Annotated in this window: 22 protein-coding genes and 2 pseudogenes; 16 read left to right on the top strand and 8 right to left on the bottom strand. The window is 62.7% G+C overall.

The genetic code is table 11. The features are described from left to right. Window positions 1-43: 43 nt before the first annotated feature. The gene (locus tag LOKO_RS09030; protein WP_066447974.1) at window positions 44-664 is read left to right on the top strand and encodes a phosphoribosyltransferase; all 621 of its coding nucleotides are present in this window, start codon (window positions 44-46) and stop codon (window positions 662-664) included. Window positions 665-807: 143 nt separating this feature from the next. Here the strand turns inward: LOKO_RS09030 and LOKO_RS09035 are convergent, their stop codons facing one another. Next, a complete protein-coding gene (locus LOKO_RS09035; protein WP_083517518.1) occupies window positions 808-1236 on the bottom strand; it encodes a phasin family protein in 429 nt (142 codons plus the stop codon). A gap of 102 nt (window positions 1237-1338) precedes the next feature. Continuing rightward, window positions 1339-2046 carry a glutathione S-transferase N-terminal domain-containing protein gene (locus tag LOKO_RS09040; RefSeq protein ID WP_066447977.1) on the bottom strand — a complete coding sequence of 236 codons (708 nt, stop codon included), beginning with the start codon at window positions 2044-2046 and terminating at the stop codon, window positions 1339-1341. Window positions 2047-2431: 385 nt separating this feature from the next. Here LOKO_RS09040 and LOKO_RS09045 point away from each other — a divergent pair, with 385 nt between their 5' ends. Both LOKO_RS09045 and LOKO_RS18815 read left to right on the top strand, forming a co-directional pair. Beyond that, a complete protein-coding gene (locus LOKO_RS09045; RefSeq protein WP_066447979.1) occupies window positions 2432-4132 on the top strand; it encodes an L-lactate permease in 1701 nt (566 codons plus the stop codon). 227 nt (window positions 4133-4359) lie between these two features. Beyond that, window positions 4360-5568: pseudogene (locus tag LOKO_RS18815) on the top strand (L-lactate permease); the annotation flags it as partial. A 93-nt stretch (window positions 5569-5661) separates the two neighbouring features. Here the strand turns inward: LOKO_RS18815 and LOKO_RS20620 are convergent. From LOKO_RS20620 to LOKO_RS09070, 4 genes and pseudogenes are all read right to left on the bottom strand, one after another. Continuing rightward, a pseudogene (locus tag LOKO_RS20620) lies at window positions 5662-5934 on the bottom strand (hypothetical protein); the annotation flags it as partial. Between the two features lie 60 nt (window positions 5935-5994). Beyond that, a complete protein-coding gene (locus tag LOKO_RS09065; protein WP_066452301.1) occupies window positions 5995-7098 on the bottom strand; it encodes a polyamine ABC transporter substrate-binding protein in 1104 nt (367 codons plus the stop codon). A gap of 184 nt (window positions 7099-7282) precedes the next feature. Next, window positions 7283-7423, bottom strand: a complete 141-nt coding sequence (locus LOKO_RS18820) for a hypothetical protein (protein ID WP_083517519.1) — start codon at window positions 7421-7423, stop codon at window positions 7283-7285. After that, the gene (locus tag LOKO_RS09070; protein WP_083517520.1) at window positions 7375-8151 is read right to left on the bottom strand and encodes an NAD(P)-dependent oxidoreductase; all 777 of its coding nucleotides are present in this window, start codon (window positions 8149-8151) and stop codon (window positions 7375-7377) included. The genes LOKO_RS18820 and LOKO_RS09070 overlap by 49 nt, the downstream gene beginning before the upstream one ends. 182 nt (window positions 8152-8333) lie before the next feature. On the opposite strand from LOKO_RS09070, the gene LOKO_RS09075 reads away from it, so the two are divergent. The 13 genes from LOKO_RS09075 (at window position 8334) to LOKO_RS09135 (ending at window position 19334) form a co-directional block, all read left to right on the top strand. Continuing rightward, window positions 8334-8621: an FmdB family zinc ribbon protein gene (locus tag LOKO_RS09075; protein WP_066447988.1), complete on the top strand. Its 288-nt coding sequence runs from the start codon at window positions 8334-8336 to the stop codon at window positions 8619-8621. Between the two features lie 55 nt (window positions 8622-8676). Beyond that, entirely contained in the window at window positions 8677-10458 is a 1782-nt protein-coding gene (gene aspS / locus LOKO_RS09080; RefSeq protein WP_066447993.1) for an aspartate--tRNA ligase, read from the top strand. A gap of 211 nt (window positions 10459-10669) precedes the next feature. Beyond that, entirely contained in the window at window positions 10670-11209 is a 540-nt protein-coding gene (gene ruvC, locus LOKO_RS09085) for a crossover junction endodeoxyribonuclease RuvC (protein ID WP_066447996.1), read from the top strand. 140 nt (window positions 11210-11349) lie between these two features. Beyond that, window positions 11350-11958, top strand: a complete 609-nt coding sequence (gene ruvA / locus LOKO_RS09090; RefSeq protein ID WP_066447998.1) for a Holliday junction branch migration protein RuvA — start codon at window positions 11350-11352, stop codon at window positions 11956-11958. A 24-nt stretch (window positions 11959-11982) separates the two neighbouring features. Continuing rightward, window positions 11983-13020, top strand: coding sequence for a Holliday junction branch migration DNA helicase RuvB (gene ruvB / locus LOKO_RS09095; protein WP_066448003.1), 1038 nt, complete (start codon window positions 11983-11985; stop codon window positions 13018-13020). After that, window positions 13017-13412: a tol-pal system-associated acyl-CoA thioesterase gene (gene ybgC, locus LOKO_RS09100; protein ID WP_066448007.1), complete on the top strand. Its 396-nt coding sequence runs from the start codon at window positions 13017-13019 to the stop codon at window positions 13410-13412. Before ruvB ends, ybgC begins: the two co-directional genes overlap by 4 nt. Before the next feature lie 35 nt (window positions 13413-13447). Continuing rightward, window positions 13448-14125, top strand: a complete 678-nt coding sequence (gene tolQ, locus LOKO_RS09105; RefSeq protein WP_235588988.1) for a protein TolQ — start codon at window positions 13448-13450, stop codon at window positions 14123-14125. Between the two features lie 12 nt (window positions 14126-14137). Beyond that, complete coding sequence (tolR, locus tag LOKO_RS09110) at window positions 14138-14575, top strand: protein TolR (protein WP_066448015.1); 438 nt, start codon at window positions 14138-14140, stop codon at window positions 14573-14575. Window positions 14576-14591: 16 nt separating this feature from the next. Next, on the top strand, window positions 14592-15854 hold the full coding sequence (tolA, locus tag LOKO_RS09115; protein ID WP_066448018.1) for a cell envelope integrity protein TolA: 1263 nt from the start codon (window positions 14592-14594) through the stop codon (window positions 15852-15854). Continuing rightward, on the top strand, window positions 15854-17143 hold the full coding sequence (tolB, locus tag LOKO_RS09120; RefSeq protein WP_066448020.1) for a Tol-Pal system beta propeller repeat protein TolB: 1290 nt from the start codon (window positions 15854-15856) through the stop codon (window positions 17141-17143). The genes tolA and tolB overlap by 1 nt, the downstream gene beginning before the upstream one ends. Before the next feature lie 44 nt (window positions 17144-17187). Then, the gene (gene pal / locus LOKO_RS09125; protein WP_066448022.1) at window positions 17188-17727 is read left to right on the top strand and encodes a peptidoglycan-associated lipoprotein Pal; all 540 of its coding nucleotides are present in this window, start codon (window positions 17188-17190) and stop codon (window positions 17725-17727) included. Window positions 17728-17763: 36 nt separating this feature from the next. Then, window positions 17764-18537 (top strand): tol-pal system protein YbgF, encoded by a 774-nt coding sequence (gene ybgF / locus LOKO_RS09130; RefSeq protein ID WP_066448024.1) that lies wholly within the window; start codon window positions 17764-17766, stop codon window positions 18535-18537. Between the two features lie 32 nt (window positions 18538-18569). Continuing rightward, window positions 18570-19334, top strand: coding sequence for a YciK family oxidoreductase (locus LOKO_RS09135; protein ID WP_066448027.1), 765 nt, complete (start codon window positions 18570-18572; stop codon window positions 19332-19334). 46 nt (window positions 19335-19380) lie between these two features. Here LOKO_RS09135 and LOKO_RS09140 read toward each other — a convergent pair whose 3' ends face one another. After that, entirely contained in the window at window positions 19381-20046 is a 666-nt protein-coding gene (locus tag LOKO_RS09140; protein WP_066448029.1) for an HAD-IA family hydrolase, read from the bottom strand. Further along, on the bottom strand, window positions 20046-20768 hold the full coding sequence (gene ubiG, locus LOKO_RS09145) for a bifunctional 2-polyprenyl-6-hydroxyphenol methylase/3-demethylubiquinol 3-O-methyltransferase UbiG (protein ID WP_066448031.1): 723 nt from the start codon (window positions 20766-20768) through the stop codon (window positions 20046-20048). Before ubiG ends, LOKO_RS09140 begins: the two co-directional genes overlap by 1 nt. Window positions 20769-20817 lie beyond the last annotated feature (49 nt).

Genomic DNA, 20817 nt, shown 5'->3' on the forward strand with positions numbered 1-20817 from the left:
CAAAACTACACTGTGTAGAGGATCGCTTTCCGGAGGTTCTTTCATGTTCCGTGATCGTCTCGATGCCGCCAGGCAACTTGCACAGCGCCTCGAGCGTCTCAAGGGGCGCAACCCGCTGATACTCGCCATCCCCCGAGGTGGTGTGCCCATGGGACGTCATCTGGCCGATGCGCTGGAAGGTGAGCTGGATGTGGTGCTGGTGCGCAAGATACGCGCGCCGGGCAGTCCGGAGTTCGCCATCGGCGCGGTGAGCGAAGACGGCAGCATGAAGCTCGATGATGCCGCTTCGCATTTCCCCCCCGAAGCGGTGGCGCGCGAAGTCGATCACCAGCGCCAGCTGCTGAAGGAGCGCCGGGAGCGCTACAGCCCGGTTCGCCCACCGATATCGCCCGAGGGCCGGGTGGTGGTGGTGGTGGACGACGGCAGCGCCACCGGCGCCACCATGGAGGCCGCCCTGAAGACGCTGCGTGGCCGTACCGAACGGCTTATCGCCGCCATGGGGGTCGGCGCTCCCAGCGCCGTGGCACGCCTGGAAGCTGCGGCGGATGAAGTGGCCTGCCTGGAGATACCCCAGGGCTTCATGGCAGTCGGCCAGTTCTATGCCGACTTCAGCCAAGTGGAGGAAGAGGAAGTCATTGAGCTGCTGAACCCCTCGTCCGGCTGAAACTGGCCGTTAGGCGCCCCTCTCTACGCACTACGCACCACGCAAGAGACCGCCATCCCGAAGGATGGCGCTCTCTACCAAAGCCTGAAGGCTTGGTTCGGCTCGCTGCAGCAGAACTAGTCTGGCGCGCTTGCCTTACGGCCTTACTTGCTGGTCTGAACCTTCTTGACAGCGTCTTCGGCCAGCTTCTGGCTAGTCTTGACGTTCTCTTCCGCCAGCTTCTGACCGCTCTTGACGTTCTCTTCCGCCAGCTTCTGTCCCTTTTGCAGGAACTCCTGGCTGAGGGTAACCACCTTCTGGGTGTCGCCCTGGAGGCGATCGCCCAGATCCTGCACGGCCTTCTGCTGATCGCTCACGACCTGCTTGAGGCCTTCGGCGTCCTTGACGTCGATCCAGGCGCGCGCCTGGGCCAGGCTTAACTCGCTGTACGTGCGGAAGGCGTCCAGCTGGGCAGCCATCAGCTTTTCATAATATTCCAGCGTCAGCGAACCATAGGCGCGGGCCGGCGCGACAAACAGGCTCTCGAACTGCTGAGTGGCTTGCTCGGTTGCTTGCTCGGTAGTCTTGCTCATGAAAAATCTCCAGTACGGTTCGGGGTAGCCAAGGCTGGTTCCCATCCGAAACCGCCTTGTTGCAATGCAGCATAGCAAGCATTTTTGTGCGTTGCAACATCGTCAGCGGTAGGCACCCTGGATATCGGTCACTCGCATGGCGCTGCGGCCAAGACCGCCGTGCAGGTCGAGCATGCGCTCGAGCCATCCATATACCGGATCGGCGTTGGAAACCATGTCGGCACTGGAGACCACGCGTGCCCACATGAAGCTGCCGAAGACGAGGTAATCGGCAGCGGCAGGGGCAGCCCCGTCGATGAAGTCGGCTTCCTTGAGCTGTCCTCGCAGCGGCTCGAGTGCGGCATCCAGTTGCGATAGTCCCTTGGCGGGGGAGTGAAATTCCTCGAGGGCACGACCGAAGCGCTTTTCCCGCGTCTCGCGAAAATAGTCACGATCCTTGGGATGGATGGCATTGAGCAGGTCCATGATGATGGTTCGCATCATCGCCGGCGCCAGGGCTCGCTCGGCATAGTGCTTGAAGAACCGGGCACGGGCCTCTGCCATCCCGTCGCCCAGCAGCGGCGCGCCAGGATAACTATGATCAAGGTAGCGCAGGATCTCGTAGCTGTCGGCAACGGCGCGGTCACCGTCAACCAATACCGGCACCTTGTCGGAGTCGGAGAAGGCAAGCGCCTCCTTGTCGGTGAAATACCAGGGGCGGGTCTCCACCGTCAGCCCCTTGTGTGCCAGGGCGTAGCGAACCCGCCAGCAGTAGGGGGAAAAGCGCAGCCCCTCGTCAATACCGCAGAGTTCATAGAGAACCATAGCCATGCCGTCTCCTTACTTTCGCTGGGGGTCGTATAATGTAGGGGTCAAACGTAGGGATCCTATAGCGATAGTGCCAGCCTTTCCCCAGCGATACCAATTCATCACCCGCACCCTCGCAGCGGCTTCCTTGCTATCCATTGGTCTAACATCCCGGCGAAAGCCACGACCGGATTTGGCCAGAATTATCAAGGCAAATCATTGTTTATAAACATACTAAGTGCGTTGCGAGGGCTTCATTTCATGAGTGAAAAATTGGTAATACCAATTAACCATGATTGGTAATGAGCACCATCAAGCCGTATCGTCGCCCCATTGTGGTAGCCATGGGGCCTCGTATCCGAGCCCTCACTCGATCCCTGAAAACGAGACAGCGAGGTAACGTCATCTCATGACGGACACGACACTTGCCCTACTTGCCTTCACGCCGCTGATCCTGGCCGGCGTGCTGCTGATCGGCCTGCGCATGCCGGCGAAAACTGCCATGCCGGCGGTCTATGTGGTCACCGCCCTCATTGCCCTGCTCGCCTGGGACATGAGCTTCAACCGAGTTCTGGCCTCGACTCTCCAGGGCCTGATTCTCACCATATCGATCCTCTGGATCATCTTCGGTGCCATCCTGCTGCTCAACACCCTGAAACACTCCGGGGGCATCACCGCCATTCGCAACGGCTTCTCGGGCATCAGCCCGGACCGCCGGGTGCAGGCGATCATCGTCGCCTGGCTGTTCGGCTGCTTCATCGAGGGCGCCTCCGGCTTCGGCACCCCAGCCGCCGTGGCCGCGCCGCTGATGGTGGCACTCGGCTTCCCGGCCCTGGCTGCCGTGGTGGTGGGCATGATGATCCAGTCCACCCCGGTCTCCTTCGGTGCCGTGGGCACGCCGATCGTGGTGGGCGTCACCGCCGGTATTGATCGTGAAGGCATCACATCTCAGCTGGAAGCCGGCGGCTATACCTGGCTTGAATACTTCCGTCTGATCGCCGCCGAGGTGGCCGTTATCCACGGTATCGTCGGCGTCCTGATGCCGCTGATCATGGTGGTGATCATGGTGCGCTTCTTCGGTGCCAACAAGTCCTGGAAGGAAGGGCTATCCATCACCCCCTTCGCGCTCTTCGCCGGCGTGGCCTTCGTGGTGCCCTATATGCTCGCCGGCGTGCTGCTCGGCCCGGAATTCCCGTCCATGATCGGTGCCATGGTGGGACTTGCCATCGTTGTGCCCGCCGCGCGCAAGGGCTTCCTGATCCCCAAGGACGTCTGGGACTTCCCCGAGCGCAAGTCCTGGCCGGACGCATGGATCGGCAAGCTGGAAATCAAGCTGGACGACATCGCCGGCAAGGCACCGATCTCTACCCTCATGGGCTGGGTACCCTATGTGCTGCTGGCCGTGATTCTGGTCGCCTCCCGCACCATCGACCCGTTCCGCGAAGCGCTTCAATCACTGAGCTTCGGCTGGAGCAATATCCTCGGTGAGGCCGGCGTGTCGGGTGCTATCGAGCCACTCTACCTGCCCGGTGGGATCCTGCTGATGGTGGTACTGCTCACCGCCCTGCTCCACCGCATGCGCCTGGGCGAGCTCAAGGCAGCCTTCGGTGAGTCCTCGCGGACCATTTTCGGCGCTGGCTTCGTGCTGATCTTCACCATTCCCATGGTGCGCATTCTGATCAACTCCGGCGTCAACGCTGCGGACCTGGTATCCATGCCGGTTGCCATGGCACAGTTCGTTGCCGACGGGGTGGGCGGCGTCTATCCGCTCTTCGCGCCCGCAGTCGGTGGTCTGGGTGCCTTCATTGCCGGTTCCAACACCGTCTCCAACCTGATGCTGGCGGAGTTCCAGTTCAACGTGGCACAGCAGTTGGGCGTTTCCACCGCAATGATGGTGGCACTGCAGGCGGTGGGTGCCGCCGCGGGCAACATGATTGCCATCCATAACGTGGTGGCGGCGTCTGCCACCGTGGGGCTGCTGGGCCGCGAAGGCGAAACCATTCGCAAGACAATCCTGCCGACCCTCTACTACCTGATCTTCACCGGCATCATCGCCATGATCGCGTTCTACGTCATCGGCGTCACGGACCCGCTGATGCGCGCCGGCTGATCCTCTGCCGGGAGCCAGCGGAAGGCCACGAAAGGGTCCTGTCGAATTCGACAGGGCCTTCTCGGTTTTGGCCAGGTTGATGACAGCGCTGGTAACGATTCATGGTGCTAGCCGCCAAGAAACTGGTCCTACCACTCGTACCCGGCATGGCCATCCCCCCATCATCCCCTTAAGGTGCCAGGCGGAGGTTCCCGAATAAGTAGCATAAAACCGAGGAATTTTTGCCCATGACAAATACCACGCTAGCGCTACTTGCCTTTCTACCCCTGGTCCTGGCCGGGGTGCTGCTGATCGGCTTTCGAATGGCGGCCAGAACCGCCATGCCGATCGTCTACCTGGTGACGGCCCTCATCGCTCTATTCGCCTGGGAGATGACCTTCACGCGGGTCATCGCCTCTTCGTTGCAGGGTTTGATCCTCACCGTCTCGATCCTGTGGATCATCTTCGGTGCCATCCTGCTGCTCAATGCCATGAAGCATTCCGGGGGCATCACCGCCATTCGCAACGGCTTCTCGGGCATCAGTCCGGACCGCCGGGTGCAGGCCATCATCGTCGCCTGGCTGTTCGGCTGCTTCATCGAGGGCGCCTCCGGCTTCGGTACCCCGGCCGCCGTGGCCGCGCCATTGATGGTGGCCCTGGGCTTTCCGGCCCTGGCTGCCGTGGTGGTGGGCATGATGATCCAGTCCACCCCGGTCTCCTTCGGTGCCGTGGGTACGCCGATCGTGGTTGGCGTTACCGGCGGGGTCAACCAGAGCGCCATCACTGAAGCACTTGAAGCCGGTGGCTACACCTGGCTGGAGTACTTCCGTTTGATTGCTGCCGAGGTAGCCATCATCCACGGCATCGTCGGCATCCTGATGCCGCTGATCATGGTGGTGATCATGGTGCGCTTCTTTGGGGCCAACAAGTCCTGGAAGGAGGGCCTTTCCATCACGCCTTTTGCGCTTTTCGCCGGCGTGGCCTTCGTGGTGCCTTACATGCTGGCAGGGGTACTGCTCGGCCCGGAATTCCCGTCCATGATCGGTGCCATGGTGGGTCTGGCCGTGGTCGTGCCCGCCGCCCGCCGCGGCTTCCTGATCCCCAAGGATGTATGGGAGTTTCCCGAGCGCAAGTCCTGGCCCGACGAGTGGATCGGCAAGCTGGAAATCAAGCTGGACGACATCGCCGGCAAGGCACCGATCTCTACCCTCATGGGCTGGGTACCCTATGTGCTGCTGGCCGTGATTCTGGTCGCCTCCCGCACCATCGACCCGTTCCGCGAAGCGCTTCAATCACTGAGCTTCGGCTGGAGCAATATCCTCGGCGAAGCCGGAGTATCCGGCAGCCTGGAACCACTTTANCCCCCGGAAGCCCAACCCAACCTCTATCGCTGGCTGCGCTGGCTTCGTCGCGGGCTGATCGCCGCGGTAATCCTGGGTGGGTGGCTCTTCTACCGTACTGTCGGGGTCAATCATGACCTGACCACCCTCGGGCTCGCCTTCACTGGGCTTCTCGAAGCCGGCCAGCATGCGCAGCAGGGTCGACTTGCCCGAGCCCGAGCCACCCAGCAGGGCGAATATCTCCCCCCGTCGAATGGAGAGGGAGACGTCGTCCACCGCCAGGGCGCCATCGAAGCGCTTGCTGACCCGGCGGATCTCCATCAGCGCCTCCCCATGCGCCGACCGCGGCTTGCCAGAGACGGAAGGAGCCGGTGGCGGCTGTTCGGCGGGTCGTGCTTCAGCAATGCCGGAAGGCATCGAATCGGAAGACACAGGCTCGACACGTCGAGCCCGGCCCGTGGCGCGCGGCTGGGGTTGCGACATTGCAGCGTCTCCTGGCAGCCAATCGGAGGTAGCCGGCCCGGGCGGGCCGGCGTATCGGCATCAGATACCCGACTTCACTCTGTTCCAGGTACGGGTACGGACGCGCTGAACGGCCAGGGGCTTCTCTTCCGCCACATAAAGATTATCCATCACCTCCTGGTCGGGATAGATGGAGGCATCGTTGAGAATATCCGGATCGAGGAATTCGTTGGCGGCCACGTTGGGGTTGGCATAGACGACGTACTCGGTGATCGCCGCCGCCACCTCGGGCTCGAGGATGAAATTGATGAAGGCGTGGGCGTTGTCGGGGTTCGGTGCGTCGGCGGGAATCGCCATCATGTCGAACCACAGCGCCGCGCCCTCCTTGGGGATCGAGTAGGCGATGGTGAAGTCCCGGCCGGCTTCCTCGGCGCGATCGGCGGCCTGGAAGATGTCGCCGGAGTAGCCGGCCGCCACGCAGATATCGCCGTTGGCCAGGTCCGAGATATAGCGCGAGGAGTGGAAGTAGGTGATGTTGTCACGCACGGCGGCGATAAGATCGCCCGCCGCCTCGAGGTCCGCGGTCTCCTCGGAGAGCGGGGAGAGCCCCAGGTAGGCCATGGCCGGTGAGAGCATCTCGTCCCCCGAGTCGAGCATGGAAATGCCGCAGCCCCCCTCCTTCAGCGCGGTGGTGACCTCCGGATCGAAGATCAGCGCCCAGGAATCCACCGGGGCGTCCTCGCCGAGAATCTCGGTAACACGTTCAACGTTGTAGCCGATGCCGTTGGTACCCCACATATAGGGTATGGAGTGTCGGCTGCCCGGGTCGATGAACTCCAGGTCGTCCATCAGCTCGGGGTTGAGGTTGGCCATGTTGGGCAGCTTGTCATGATCCAGCTCCTGGTAGACCCCGGCACTGACCTGGCGCGTCAGATAATGATTGGACGGCACCACCACGTCATAGCCGGAGCGACCCGAGAGCATGGCGGCATCGAGCACCTCGTTGCTGTCGTAGACATCGTAGATCACCCGAATGCCGGTCTGCTCGGTGAACTTCTCGAGGGTATCGGGGGCGATATAGTCCGACCAGTTGTAGACCCGCACCTCGTTGGCCAGGGCAGCACCGCTCAGCAGCGCCAGGGAGGCCGCCGCCACGGCCAGGGAAAGCTTGCTTTGTCGGGACATCATGACACCTCTTTGCTGTTGTTATTCACATGGTTTCGTTGATAACCGGCATCCTTTCGCCGGGACCGTCCAGCACGCCACTGCGCTTCCCTTGCGAGCCTGGCAACAGGCTGAGGGCAACCAGCCGGCGCGGTGACGTGCTCTTCCCCTCTCTCTTGCTGGTGGCCCTTGCGGCTCGGCAGCTTCAGACGCTGAGCAGCAGGAACTCTCTTTCCCAGGAACTGATTACCTGCTTGAAATTCTCGTTCTCGACTCGCTTTACCGCCACATAGCCGGTCACGAAGCGGTGGCCCATGTAGCGCTCCAGTTCTGCACAGTGCTCCATCCGCTCCAGCGCCTGCTCCAGGGTGAAAGGCAAGCGCAGTTGACCAGCAGCGTGCCCGGCTTGAGGGTGGCCAGCAGAGAGGCGTCGAACAGGTGTCGGGTGGCATCGTTCAGGGGGCAGTGCAGGGTGACCACGTCCGCCTCGGGTGCAAGGTTGGCCAGCGGGGTACGGCGGTCATTGGCTTCATTGCCAGGCCTGGCGGCGAAGCTGACGCGCATGCCGAAGGCCTCCGCCAGGTCGGCGACACGACTGCCCAGCTCGCCCTGGCCAACGACAACCAGGTGCTTGCCCTCGAGCTGAAGCGTGGGGTGATCCATGAGGCAGAAGAAGGGACTGACATTCCAGCCTCCGGCTGCCACATCACGCTGATAGAGCGGCAGTCGATTGGCGAGGGCGAGGATCAGCATCAGCGTATGCTGCGCAACGCTGGCGGTGCCGTAGGCAGTGACATTGCGCACGTCGATACCCAGGCGCTCGGCGGGCGGCATGTCGATATTGTTCATGCCGGTGGCCAGCACGCAGATCGATCGCAGCGAGGGCAGGGCGTCGAGCGTAGCCCCATCCAGCACCACCTTGTTGACGATGGCCACCTCAGCGCCGTCGAGGCGCTCCCGAACTTGCTCGGGGGCGGTGTGTTCATGCACATCGAGCTCATCGACCCGTTCGCGGATCGGTGACAGGTCGATATCGGCGCCAAGGCTGGCAGCATCGAGTATCACGGCTTTCATGCGGGGTTCCTTATGTTGGTCCGCGTTGTGCTCCACCTTTTACGTACCCAGCGTGCCAGGGCTGGGACAGGCCAGGCCAGGCGCGCTATAATGTCCGGCTTTCACGGCAGGCTTGGAAAGTCCCTCGCACGACCCAATATTGCCGGAGGTTGCGCGCTGTCGAATCAGGAGTGAATTGAACCATGCCCATCTATGAATATCAGTGCAAGGCCTGCGGCCATCGTCTGGAAAAACTGCAGAAGATCAGTGCAGCGCCCCTGACCGATTGTCCAGCATGCGAGGCTCCCGAACTCAATCGCCTGGTCTCCGCCGCAGGCTTCCGGCTGGCCGGCGGTGGCTGGTACGAAACCGACTTCAAGTCCGGCAGCAAGAAGAACATCGCCGGTGACACCGCCAGCACCGGCGGCGAGGCCAAGCCACCCGCCAAGGGCGGGGAGCCCAAGCCGGCCAAGGATGGTGCCGCGGCCTGAGCCCGCGCCCATTGCGATCAACCCTTTTCGATAACGCTAGAGAACAGGATACGACATGCGCAGCCATTATTGCGGCCAGCTGAACGAAACCCTGGTGGACCAGACGGTCAGCCTGTGCGGCTGGGTACATCGCCGCCGTGACCACGGGGGTGTCATCTTCCTCGACCTGCGCGATCGCGATGGCATTGCTCAGGTTGTGGTCGACCCCGATACCGCCGAGGCCTTCGCCACTGCCGATCGGGCGCGTAGCGAGTACGTCCTGCGCATTTCCGGCCGTGTCCGGCTGCGCCCCGAGGGGACCCAGAATCCCAAGATGCCTACCGGCTTGATCGAGGTACTGGCCAAGGAAGTCGAGGTCCTCAATACTGCCGCCACGCCGCCGTTCCAGCTCGACGAGCATGGCCGGGTGGGGGAGGAGGTGCGTCTCAAGCATCGCTACATCGACCTGCGCCGTCCCGAGATGATCGAGAAGCTGCGCCTGCGTTCACGGATCTCCCATAACGTGCGCGACTTCCTCGAAGGGCAGGGCTTTCTCGATATCGAAACCCCGGTCCTGACCCGCGCCACGCCCGAGGGCGCCCGCGACTACCTGGTGCCCAGCCGCACCCATCCCGGCAGCTTCTTTGCGCTGCCGCAGTCGCCGCAGCTGTTCAAGCAGCTGCTGATGGTGGCGGGCTTCGACCGCTACTACCAGATCGCCAAGTGCTTCCGTGACGAGGACCTGCGCGCCGACCGCCAGCCGGAGTTCACCCAGATCGACCTCGAGGCGTCCTTCGTCAGCGAAGAGGACATCATGGGGATCACCGAGGCGATGATTCGTCAGCTCTTCCAGGAAGTGCTGGACGTCGAGTTGCCCGAGTTCCCTCGCATGACGTGGGCCGACGCCATGCACCGCTTCGGCTCCGACAAGCCGGACATGCGCATCCCGCTGATGCTGGTCGACGTCGACGACCTGATGCAGCAGGTGGACTTCCAGGTCTTCTCTGGCCCGGCCAGTGCCGCGGACGGCCGCGTGGCCGCACTAAAGGTGCCGGGTGGTGGCGGCATGTCGCGCAAGGTCATCGACGAGTACACCAAGTTCGTCGGGATCTACGGTGCCAAGGGGCTGGCCTGGATCAAGGTCAATGAGCGCGCCAAGGGCATCGAAGGCCTGCAGTCGCCCATCGTCAAGTTCATGGAAAACGTGATCGAGGAGCTGCTGGACCGTGTCGGCGCCGAAGATGGCGATATCATCTTCTTCGGTGCCGACAAGGCCAAGGTCGTCAACGAGGCTCTCGGGGCGCTGCGTGTCAAGCTCGGCGAAGACCTCAATCTCTATACCCAGCCCTGGGCGCCGCTGTGGGTGGTCGACTTCCCCATGTTCGAGGCCGACGACAACGGCCGCCTGAGCCCGCTGCACCATCCGTTCACTTCGCCCTCGTGCAGCCCTGAAGAGCTCAAGGAGAACCCCGCCGGGGCGCTCTCGCGGGCCTACGACATGGTGCTCAATGGCACCGAGCTCGGTGGTGGCTCCATCCGTATTCACGATCAGGCAATGCAGAGCACCGTGTTCGAGATCCTCGGCATCGGCGAAGAGGAGGCCCGCGAAAAGTTCGGCTTCCTGCTCGATGCCCTGCACTATGGCGCACCACCCCACGGCGGCCTCGCCTTCGGTCTCGACCGCCTGGTGATGCTGATGGCCGGTGCTCGCACCATTCGTGAAGTGATCGCCTTCCCCAAGACGCAGAGCGCCGGCTGTCTGTTGACCGATGCCCCAGGGGAGGTCTCAGCCGACCAGCTCAAGGACCTCAACATTCGCCTGCGCCAGAAGGCCAAGGCCGAGAGCGGCAGCGAGTAACAGGCGACAGCGTTGCCACCCTGTTCACCGGCGCCTGATGGCGCCGGTGTCATATTAGGAGCCTGTCGGACTTAACGCTGATCTACTGCGACGATCGGTCAAATCCGACAGGCTCCTAGGCATCTCGACAGCGAGAGCATGCGAGGAGAGACGGCATGGCCGGGTACAGCAATAGGGCCAGCAGCAGCCAGACGGCTCCGGGACGTTGCACATGATGATCCTGGGTATCGATCCCGGCTCGCGGATTACCGGCTACGGGGTGCTCGACCTCAGCGGCCCGACACCACGCTATGTCGCCAGCGGCTGTATCCGCCTGCAGGGCGACGACCTGGCCCAGCGTCTCGCCCAGGCCTATGCCGGCATCAGCGAGCTGATTGCGCTGCACAGGCCCGGGGAGTTCGCCATCGAGCAGGTGTTCATGTCGAAGAACGCCGACTCGGCACTCAAGCTAGGGCAGGCTAGGGGCACCGCGATCGTCTGCGCCGCCAACCATGGCCTGCCCGTCAGCGAATATGGCCCGCGCCAGATCAAGCAGGCGGTCACCGGCACGGGAAGCGCCAGCAAATCCCAGGTGCAGCACATGGTGGTCGCCATCCTCGGACTCGGTGGCGCACCTCAAGCCGACGCTGCCGATGCGCTGGCCATTGCCCTGACCCACGCTCATGCTCGTTCTGGATTGCTGACAACGGGCAGTTTTGGCGGTCATCGCACCCGTCGCCGGGGAGGGTCGTGGCGTGACTACCAGCCCTGAACGTCGACTCCCTCCGAGGTTCAGAATAATTCTCGAACGCTGTTTGATACTGGGCTGGTCAGTCGCTTGAGCGAACAGTATAGTGGCGCCATGGTGGCCCTAAATGCCTTGTTACTTACAGGATTGGAATAGCGAAGCCCATGATCGGACGCCTGCGTGGCAACCTGCTCGACAAGCAACCGCCCTGGCTGGTAGTGGATGTAGCCGGAGTCGGCTACGAACTGGAGGCCTCCATGACCACGCTGGTGGCACTGCCAGGCATTGGGGAATCCGTTTCTTTGTTCACGCACCTTACCGTGCGCGAAGATGCCCACCTGCTCTACGGCTTCGCCCGTGAGCAGGAAAGAGCCCTGTTCCGCGCCCTGATCAAGGTCAATGGCATCGGCCCCAAGCTGGCCCTGGCGATCCTCTCAGGCATGGACGAATCGGCATTCATTCGCTGCGTCATGGACGATGACATTAAGTCGTTGACGCGACTGCCGGGCGTGGGCAAGAAGACTGCCGAAAGACTGATCATCGAGATGCGTGACCGCTTCCCCCACTGGGAGCAGCCAGCCGGCATGGCCACGGCCGGGTCGGGTGGCGCCGAGACTCCGCGCCGGCAGGACCCTCTGGTCGATGCCGAAGCGGCCCTGGTCAGCCTGGGTTACAAGCCCACGGAGGCGGCAAAGATGCTTTCGGGCCTGGATGAAGGCCTCTCCACCGAGGCCATGATCAAGGCGGCGCTCACCCGTCGCCTGGCAGGATGAATCCCATGAGCGTGAGTGGCTGGCATGATTGATAACGATCGACTGATCGCCGCCGACGAGCATGATGGGGAGGCTCGCGTCGACTACGCGATCCGCCCCAAGCGGCTGGCCGAGTACATTGGGCAGCCCAGGGTGCGCGAACAGCTTGAGATCTTCATCACCGCTGCCCGCGGGCGCGATGAAAGCCTAGACCATACCCTGGTATTCGGACCGCCGGGACTGGGCAAGACGACGCTGGCCAATATCATTGCGGCCGAAATGGGGGTGGGCATGAAGTCCACGTCCGGCCCGGTACTGGAACGAGCCGGCGATCTCGCCGCGATGCTCACCAACCTGCAGCCGGGTGACGTGCTTTTCATCGACGAGATACACCGCCTCTCACCGGTGGTGGAAGAGATACTCTATCCCGCCATGGAGGACTTCCAGCTTGACATCGTCATCGGCGAGGGACCGGCAGCACGTTCCATAAAGCTAGACCTGCCACGCTTTACCCTGGTGGGTGCGACCACCCGCGCCGGCCTTCTGACCTCACCACTACGAGATCGCTTCGGTATCGTCCAGCGCCTTGAATTCTACGATATCCATGAACTCACCGAGATCGTCACCCGTTCGGCGCGGCTGCTGGGGGTGGAGACCGACCATGATGGCGCCACCGAAGTGGCGCGCCGCTCCCGGGGCACACCACGTATCGCCAATCGCCTGCTGCGTCGCGTTCGCGACTTTGCCCAGGTCCGAGCAAGCGGCAGCGTCAATGCCGAGATTGCCGACCAGGCTCTGAACATGCTGCATGTGGATCATCATGGCCTCGACCACATGGATCGCCGATTGCTGCTGGCAATGATAGAGAAGTTCGACGGCGGCCCGGTAGGGGTCGATTCGCTGGCGGCCGCCATCGGCGAAGAGCGCGACACTATCGAGGACGTCATCGAGCCCTACTTGATTCAGCAGGGCCTGATGATGCGCACCGCCAGGGGCAGGGTAGTCACCCGCCAGGCATGGCAGCATTTTGGACTGTCGCCTCACGACCAGGCGCTGGATGCCACTGGAGAGGTAAGGCCGTGAGCCCGTTTCGACTTCCGATACGGGTTTATATCGAGGATACCGATGCCGGTGGTATCGTCTATTACGTCAATTATCTCAAATATATGGAGCGGGCTCGCAGTGAGTGGCTACGCCATCACGGCCTCACCCAGAGTGATCTGTTGGAAACCGGTATTCAGCTGGTTGTTCATCGTCTCGAGTGCCGCTATGCCAAGCCAGCACTACTGGACGATGCCCTGGAAGCCACCGCCGCCATTCACTCGGCGGGCCATTGTCGTGCGAGCTTTCTGCAAAGGATAACCCGTGACGGGGAACCCTTGTGCGAAGCGAGGGTCGACATCGCTTGCCTGGATACCGCCCGCCTCAAGCCCACGCCATGGCCGCCAGCAATTGCCGCGGTTCTCAACGGTTAACTGAAAGTTCAACGAGGATGCCTGTGAACGACTCGATGTCAATTCCACACCTGATCATGAGCGCCAGCACCGTGGTGCAGTTGGTCATGCTGATCCTGGTGATCGGCTCGATCCTCTCCTGGATCGTGATTTTCCAGCGCACTTTTGTCATGCGCCGCGCTCGCCACGCCCATCAGCTGTTCGAGGAGCGCTTCTGGTCCGGTGTCGATCTCAATGAACTGTACCGTGACACCCCCTCCGAGCAGGAAACTCAGGGCGCCGAACAGGTCTTTCGTGCCGGCTTCCGTGAGTTCAACCGGCTGATGCCGAAGACCAAGAGCCCTGACGCCATCCTCGACGGCGTGCAGCGCAGCATGCGGGTCGCCTGGTCACGGGAAGAGGAGCGGCTGTCTCTGCATCTGGTCTTCCTTGCCACCGTCGCCTCGGCCAGCCCCTATATCGGCCTCTTCGGCACGGTCTGGGGCATCATGGGGTCGTTTCAGGCGCTCTCGCTGACCCAGCAGGCCACGCTCACCACGGTGGCCCCCTGGATTGCCGAAGCCTTGATCGCGACGGCCATGGGTCTATTCGCTGCCATTCCTGCGGTTATTTTCTATAACCGCCTTTCTGCTGAATCGAGCAGATTGCTGGGCAAGTACGAGGACTTCGCCGAGGAGTTCCACTCCATCCTGCATCGCAACCTGCAGGGACGCAGCGAAGCCGGCACTGCCTGAAGGAGCCGCACCATGCAAGGACCTTTCAATCGTGATGGTCGGCGCAAGCCGATGGGCGAGATCAACGTGGTGCCGTTTATCGACGTCATGTTGGTGCTGCTGGTGATTTTCATGATCACCGCGCCGATGCTGACCCAGGGAGTGCAGATAGAGCTGCCCCAGGTGACCTCGGAGCCTATCGACTCCGATGACGACAACGAGCCGATCGTGGTATCGGTGGATCGTGAGGGTGAGTATTTCCTGATGGTCGGCGGTGACGAGATCCAGGTCGGCCTGGATGAACTCTCCGACAGGGTGCTGATCCTGCTGGATCGTCGGCCGGGCTCCCCGGTCATGGTGCGTGGGGACCGCCAGGTGCCCTACGGCCAGGTCGTGAACCTGATGAGTACCCTGCAAGTGGCCGGTGTGGCCAATGTCGGGCTGATCTCCGAACCACCGCCGCGTGATTGAGGAGAAAGATAACGCCATGGCTCGACATGACCAGCGCGCGCCCACCCAGCCGGTTCGACCCGTTGGCTATGGGCTGCCAACGGTTCTCGCTGTTGGCCTGCACGTTCTGGTAGTGGTGCTCAGCGTGATCACCCTGCCGCAGCGTCAGCCGGAAGATCCCCTGACCAGCTCCATCGTACAGGCAACGCTGGTCAGCACCGAGACCACCACGGACCAGGCCCAGCGTGCCGAGGAAGCGCGCTCTCGGGCACAGGCTCGCCAGGCAGAGGAAGAAGCCCAGCAGGCAGAGGCCGAAGCACTCGAACGCGCTGCGGAAGAGCAGGCTGCCGAGGAAGCCGCACGCCAGGCCGAGCAGGAGGCGGCTGAGCGTGAGGCTGCACGTGAAGCCGAGGCACGCCAACGCGAAGAGGCGCGGGAAACGGCAGAAGCAGAGGCCCAGCGACGTGCTGAAGAGGCCGAGCGCCAGGCACAGCTGAGAGAAGAGCAGGAAGCCCAGCGCCAGCGCCAGCAGGAGGAAGCCGCCGAGGCGCAGCGTCAGGCCGAGGAAGAGGCTCGCCGCCAGGAAGCCGAGGCCCAGCGCCGGGCCGAAGAGGAAGCTCGTCGCCAGCAGGAGGCCGAGGAGCAGCGCCGCCGCGAGGAGGAAGAGGCCCGTCGCCAGCAGGAGGCCGAGGAGCAGCGCCGCCGCGAGGAGGAAGCGGCCCGTCGCCAGCAGGAGGCCGAGGAGCAGCGCCGCCGCGAGGAGGAAGATGCCCGTCGCCAGCAGGAGGCCGAGGAGCAGCGCCGTCGCGAGGAGGAAGCCCGTCGCCAGCAGGAAGCCGAGGAGCAGCGCCGTCGCGAGGAGGAAGAAGCCCGTCGCCAGCAGGAGGCCGAGGAGCAGCGCCGCCGCGAGGAGGAGGCACGCCGAGCCGCGGAACAGGCCAGCCAGGGCCTCGATCGCGCCATAGAGGGTGAGAGCGAATCCGTGGCCAATGCACGCCAGGCGCAGGAGGCAGCCAACAGCTTCATCAATCTGGTGCGAAGGGCGGTGGAACAGGCCTGGGTAATTCCCCCGGGTGCATCAGGAAACCTGGAGGCCACTGTTCAGGTCCAACTGGGACCCTCTGGCGAGCTGTTTGGCGCTACTATTATGCAGACCAGTGGTGATAGCAGCTTCGACCGCTCTGCCATTCAGGCGGTGGAGGCCGCCGCACCGTTCGGTGAACTGCGCCAACTGCCCGCTTTGGCGCAGCGTGACTTTCGACAATTCAATCTGCGGTTTCGACCGGGAGATGTACGCTGATGAAAGCCCTGATGATGACCTGGCTGAGCGCTTTACTCTTGTTGTTCAGCACGCTGGCACAGGCCAACCTGACCATTGAGATTACACGCGGTAGCGACCGTGCAACCCCCATCGCGGTGGTTCCTTTCGCCGCCGACGGTGAAAGCCTGCCCGAGGATGTCGCCCAGATTATCAGCGACAATCTCCAGCGCAGCGGTTACTTCGAACCCCTTGACCGTCGAGCCATGTACGACAGGCCCAGCAGTGGTGACGAAGTGCAGTTCGGCCAGTGGCGCGGACTGGATGTTCGCTACCTGGTCGTAGGGCGCGTCAGTCGCGAAGGCGACGGCTATCGTATTCGCTATGAGCTGATGGATGTCAGTGGCTCCCGCCGCATGCTGGGTGAAAGTGTGACAGCCAGCAGCAACGAACTGCGGGGCGGGGCGCACTACATCAGCGATCAGATCTTCGAGTCCATTACCGGCATTCGTGGCGCGTTCGCCACGCGTATCGCCTATGTCACTGCCCGGGGTGCCGGCGATGACATGCAGTTCGCCCTCTATGTTGCCGACGCCGACGGCCACAATAGCCAAGAGGTCCTGAGTTCGCGGGAGCCGATCCTTTCCCCCGCCTGGTCCCCGGATGGACGCAAGCTCGCGTATGTCTCCTTCGAGACGGAGCGGCCGGCTATCTATATACAGGAACTGGCAACCGGCCAGCGGGTCAGGGCGACCTCCTTCGAAGGGATCAACGGTGCTCCAGCCTGGTCGCCCGACGGGCGTAGGCTGGCCATGGCGCTGTCCAAGGACGGCCAGCCGGAAATCTATATCATGGACGTGGCATCGCGGAACTTCGAGCGCATCACCAATAACAATAATATCGACACCGAGCCAAGCTGGTCGCCGGACGGACGTAGCCTCCTGTTCACGTCCGATCGTAGCGGTGGGCCTCAGCTCTATCGCTATACGATTGGCAGCGGGGATATCGAACGGCTTACGTTTACCGGCAACTATAACGCCCGCGGGCGCTTTGCTCCCGATGGTGAATCCATTTTTCTGGTCCACCGCAGCAACAATGGCTACCAGATCGCCAGGCAGGACCTGGGGTCGGGTCGGCTGGTCGTAATCAGTGAATCGCGTTGGGATGAATCACCCAGTGTTGCACCCAACGGGACCATGGTAATCTTCGCCACCCAGCAAGGTAACAGCGGGGTGTTGGGAGCGGTGTCGGCCGATGGACGTGCGTCCTACCGGTTGCCATCGGCGCAGGGTGACGTACGCGAACCCGCGTGGTCGCCGTTTCTGAATTAATGCTCAATGATCCGTCTCATTCGAATCCTTCAAGGAGTTTGACGATGCAATTCAAGTCGCATGCCAGGAGCCTGGCAATCGCCCTTTCTCTGGCGCTCGTGGCCGGCTGTTCCAGCACCGGTGGGACTCAGGACGGGTCTATGGAGGGCACCCGCAATGGTGCAGCCGGTACCGGCGTAGCGGGTACCGGTCAGGTCAGCGGCACTGGAGTCGGTGCTGATGGCGATCGTGCCGGTCAGCAGGCCGATGGCCGCATCCCAGAAGTCCGTACGATCTACTTCGACTTCGATCGCGACAACATTCGCTCCGAATTCGAGTCAGTGCTGGTCGCCCATGCCCGCTACCTGCGCTCCAATGGCAACGCTCGCGTCGTACTGCAGGGCCATACCGACGAGCGTGGCACCCGTGAATACAACATGGCCCTCGGTGAGCGTCGCGCGAATTCCGTGAAGCGCTTCCTCGAAGTCCAGGGTGTCTCTCCCTCCCAGCTGGAGATCGTCAGCTATGGTGAAGAGCGCCCGGCAGTGCGTGGCAACAATGACGAAGCATACGCCCAGAATCGTCGTGTGGTCTTCGCCTACTGATCGAGCCGGCGCGATGGTGCGCCAATGGAGTCCAACATGAGACACAGTCTGAAAAGGCTGTGCGGCGCGGGAGCCCTGGTGCTCCCGCTGTCCGTGATGAGCCTTGCCGTTGCACAGCAGCGCCCCGTGGTCGAGGATCTGACCGCTTCTCCGTCGCGCTCCTTCATGGATCAGGCAGAAGTGCGGGAAGAGTCCCGGGGCAGCCTGGTCATTTTCAATCAGGTGGAGGAGCACCAGCGGGAAATTCAGCAGCTACGCGGCCAGATCGAAGAGCTGCGCCATCAGCTCGAACAGCTGCGTAACCAGACGCGCCAGCAGTATCTCGATCTTGACGAGCGGCTGATGGCAGGCAGTGCCGGTATTGAAGCACGCCCGGAAGTCGATGAAGAGGCCGCCCGCCAGGTCGCCGAAACGCCCTCGCCGAGCGGCATCAGCGCCGACGCCCAGGCCGCCTATCAGGCTGCCTTCGCCAAGGTGCAGGCACGCGAATTCCAGGATGCCATCAGGGCCTTCGAAGTCTTTGTGGTCGAGCACCCTGACAACAGCCTGACGGCCAACGGGCATTACTGGCTGGGCGAGCTGCACTCCGCGGAGGGCAATCTGGCCGAAGCCGAAGCCGCCTTCCAGCGGGTCATCGAGAACCACTCACAGAGCAGCAAGCTGCCCGATGCCCTCTACAAGCTTGGCCTGATCAAGGCCCGCCAGGGAGAGCCCGGTGAGAGCCGAGCATTGCTAGAACGGGTGCGAGATGACTATCCCGACAGCAGTGCTGCCGGACTTGCCAACGACTTTCTACGCCAGTCCTTGTGAGGACTGGTTCCGCCCCAGGACGAGGAGCCGCGATGAGTTGCAGGATCGACTACCAGGCGCCAGCCGATCTACTTGAAGGACGTGTCATTCTGGTCACCGGAGCCGGTGATGGTATCGGTCGTGTGGCCGCTCTGGAATTCGCCCGCCATGGAGCCACGGTCATACTGCTGGGCCGCACGCTTGCCAAGCTGGAAAAGGTGTACGACGAGATCGAAGCGGCAGGCTGTCCTCAGCCCGCGATCGTACCGCTGAACTTCGAAGGCGCCACGCTCAAGGACTATCACGACCTGGCGGAAATGCTCGACAAGGAGTTCGGCCGCCTAGACGGTCTCCTGCACAATGCCAGCCTGCTGGGACGCATAACCCCCTTCGAGCAGTACAATCCCGAGCTCTGGGAGCAGGTCATGCAGGTCAATTTCAACGGACCGGTATGGATGACCCAGGCGCTCTTGCCGCTTTTGCAGGTATCGAAGGACGCCTCGGTAGTCTTCACTTCGTCCAGCGTGGGACGCAAGGGACGCGCTTATTGGGGGGCCTATTCGGTTTCCAAATTCGCAACCGAGGGCTTCATGGAAGTGCTCGCTGACGAGGTAGAACACCTCGGCACCCTTCGGGTAAATAGCCTGAATCCCGGTGCGACGCGCACGACCATGCGGGCCAATGCCTACCCGGGTGAAGACCCCGGGACGCTGCCTACGCCGGAAACCATCATGCCCACCTACCTGTGGCTGATGGGACCCGACAGTCAAGGCCATAACGGCGAGCGCTTCGACGCGCAGCCGCCGAAGTCGGCATAACCCCGGCATCATGGCCTGGCCTGATGCCCCGCGCCCTGTGCCTGGATCAGAGTGCGGGAGCGGGCATCAGAGTCTCTGCCAGGGACGCGCTGGTCTCGAACCATAGGTCGGCCGGCCAGTCGCGATAGTCGTCTCCTTCCTCGATGTAGCCGTAGCCCACGGCTATGGCCGGCATGCCGGCGGCTCGCGCCGCCTGCATGTCGCGCAGATGATCGCCGATATACCAGCACCGCTCTGGCGCGACGCCCAACGCCTCCGCAGCGGCCCACAGCGGTTCGGGAGACGGCTTCTTGACGGGCAGGTCGTCGGCGCAGAGGAGGGCGCCTGGCATCAGGCCTAGGGCGTCGATCAAGGGCGCCGCATAGACTCGAGGCTTGTTGGTGACGATGCCCCAGGGCCGGCGCATGGACTCCCAGCTCGCCAGCAGACGATCTAGCGGGGGGAATACCCGGCTCTCTTCAGCCACGGCCTGGCCATAGGCTTCGAGCAGGAAGCTCCGAGCCTCATCATGGCCGTCGTGGGCCTTTTCAAGTCCCAGCGCCAGCATGACCAGGGCGCTGCCCCCATTGGAGACCTGGGCGCGGATCACCGGGTAGGGCAGTGGCACCAGCCCATGATGGGCACGCAGGGCATTGGTGGCTCGTGCCAGGTCGGGTGCGGTATCGACCAGGGTCCCGTCCAGGTCGAACAGCAGCGCGTCCGGCAACTGCATCAGCTTGTCTCCCGGCGACAGTGCATCAGGTAATTGACCGAAACATCCTGTGCCGAGAGCCGGTAGCGGCGGGTCAGCGGATTGTAGACCAGGCCGCTTTGTTCGCGCACCTCGAGGTCCGCATCCCGACACCAGCCGGCGAGTTCGGAGGGGCGGATGAACTTGCGGTAGTCATGAGTGCCGCGGGGGAGCATCCTGAGCAGGTATTCAGCGCCGATGATCGCCAGGGTGTAGGCCTTAGGGTTCCGGTTGAGCGTCGAGAAAAAGACGTGACCACCAGGCTTGACGAGGGTGGAACAGGCGCGAATGACGGAGCCGGGATCGGGCACATGCTCCAGCATTTCCATGCAGGTCACCACGTCAAACTCGCCTGCATGCTCGGCGGCCATCTCCTCCGCGCTGGCTTGGCGATAGGTCACCTCTACACCGCTTTCCTGTGCATGCAGGCGCGCCACGCCGAGGGGAGCCTCGCCCATGTCCACCCCGGTTACACGGGCGCCGCGATGAGCCATGGCTTCGGCAAGAATGCCGCCACCACAGCCCACATCCAGGACCTGGCGACCTGCCAGACCACAGCGTGCATCAATGAAATCAAGACGCAGCGGATTGATGTCGTGCAGCGGTTTGAATTCGCTCTGCGGATCCCACCACCGACTGGCCAGTGCCTCGAACTTGGCAATCTCGGCCTGGTCCACATTGTGGTGATGGAGGCTAGCGTTCATGGTATATCTCCGTGTGAATTGGTCCGCACCCTGGCAACATTCAGTACCT

The sequence above is a fragment of the Halomonas chromatireducens genome, assembly GCF_001545155.1.
In the GTDB taxonomy this organism is placed as follows: domain Bacteria; phylum Pseudomonadota; class Gammaproteobacteria; order Pseudomonadales; family Halomonadaceae; genus Halomonas; species Halomonas chromatireducens.

Excerpts from the sequence above, each read along its gene's own strand:
- LOKO_RS09030 (WP_066447974.1), top strand. The coding sequence starts at position 44 with ATGTTCCGTGATCGTCTCGATGCCGCCAGGCAACTTGCACAGCGCCTC.
- LOKO_RS09035 (WP_083517518.1), bottom strand. The coding sequence starts at position 1,236 with ATGAGCAAGACTACCGAGCAAGCAACCGAGCAAGCCACTCAGCAGTTC.
- LOKO_RS09040 (WP_066447977.1), bottom strand. The coding sequence starts at position 2,046 with ATGGCTATGGTTCTCTATGAACTCTGCGGTATTGACGAGGGGCTGCGC.
- LOKO_RS09045 (WP_066447979.1), top strand. The coding sequence starts at position 2,432 with ATGACGGACACGACACTTGCCCTACTTGCCTTCACGCCGCTGATCCTG.
- LOKO_RS09065 (WP_066452301.1), bottom strand. The coding sequence starts at position 7,098 with ATGTCCCGACAAAGCAAGCTTTCCCTGGCCGTGGCGGCGGCCTCCCTG.
- LOKO_RS18820 (WP_083517519.1), bottom strand. The coding sequence starts at position 7,423 with ATGGAGCACTGTGCAGAACTGGAGCGCTACATGGGCCACCGCTTCGTG.
- LOKO_RS09070 (WP_083517520.1), bottom strand. The coding sequence starts at position 8,151 with ATGAAAGCCGTGATACTCGATGCTGCCAGCCTTGGCGCCGATATCGAC.
- LOKO_RS09075 (WP_066447988.1), top strand. The coding sequence starts at position 8,334 with ATGCCCATCTATGAATATCAGTGCAAGGCCTGCGGCCATCGTCTGGAA.
- aspS (WP_066447993.1), top strand. The coding sequence starts at position 8,677 with ATGCGCAGCCATTATTGCGGCCAGCTGAACGAAACCCTGGTGGACCAG.
- ruvC (WP_066447996.1), top strand. The coding sequence starts at position 10,670 with ATGATGATCCTGGGTATCGATCCCGGCTCGCGGATTACCGGCTACGGG.
- ruvA (WP_066447998.1), top strand. The coding sequence starts at position 11,350 with ATGATCGGACGCCTGCGTGGCAACCTGCTCGACAAGCAACCGCCCTGG.
- ruvB (WP_066448003.1), top strand. The coding sequence starts at position 11,983 with ATGATTGATAACGATCGACTGATCGCCGCCGACGAGCATGATGGGGAG.
- tolQ (WP_235588988.1), top strand. The coding sequence starts at position 13,448 with ATGTCAATTCCACACCTGATCATGAGCGCCAGCACCGTGGTGCAGTTG.
- tolR (WP_066448015.1), top strand. The coding sequence starts at position 14,138 with ATGCAAGGACCTTTCAATCGTGATGGTCGGCGCAAGCCGATGGGCGAG.
- tolA (WP_066448018.1), top strand. The coding sequence starts at position 14,592 with ATGGCTCGACATGACCAGCGCGCGCCCACCCAGCCGGTTCGACCCGTT.
- tolB (WP_066448020.1), top strand. The coding sequence starts at position 15,854 with ATGAAAGCCCTGATGATGACCTGGCTGAGCGCTTTACTCTTGTTGTTC.
- pal (WP_066448022.1), top strand. The coding sequence starts at position 17,188 with ATGCAATTCAAGTCGCATGCCAGGAGCCTGGCAATCGCCCTTTCTCTG.
- ybgF (WP_066448024.1), top strand. The coding sequence starts at position 17,764 with ATGAGACACAGTCTGAAAAGGCTGTGCGGCGCGGGAGCCCTGGTGCTC.
- LOKO_RS09135 (WP_066448027.1), top strand. The coding sequence starts at position 18,570 with ATGAGTTGCAGGATCGACTACCAGGCGCCAGCCGATCTACTTGAAGGA.
- LOKO_RS09140 (WP_066448029.1), bottom strand. The coding sequence starts at position 20,046 with ATGCAGTTGCCGGACGCGCTGCTGTTCGACCTGGACGGGACCCTGGTC.
- ubiG (WP_066448031.1), bottom strand. The coding sequence starts at position 20,768 with ATGAACGCTAGCCTCCATCACCACAATGTGGACCAGGCCGAGATTGCC.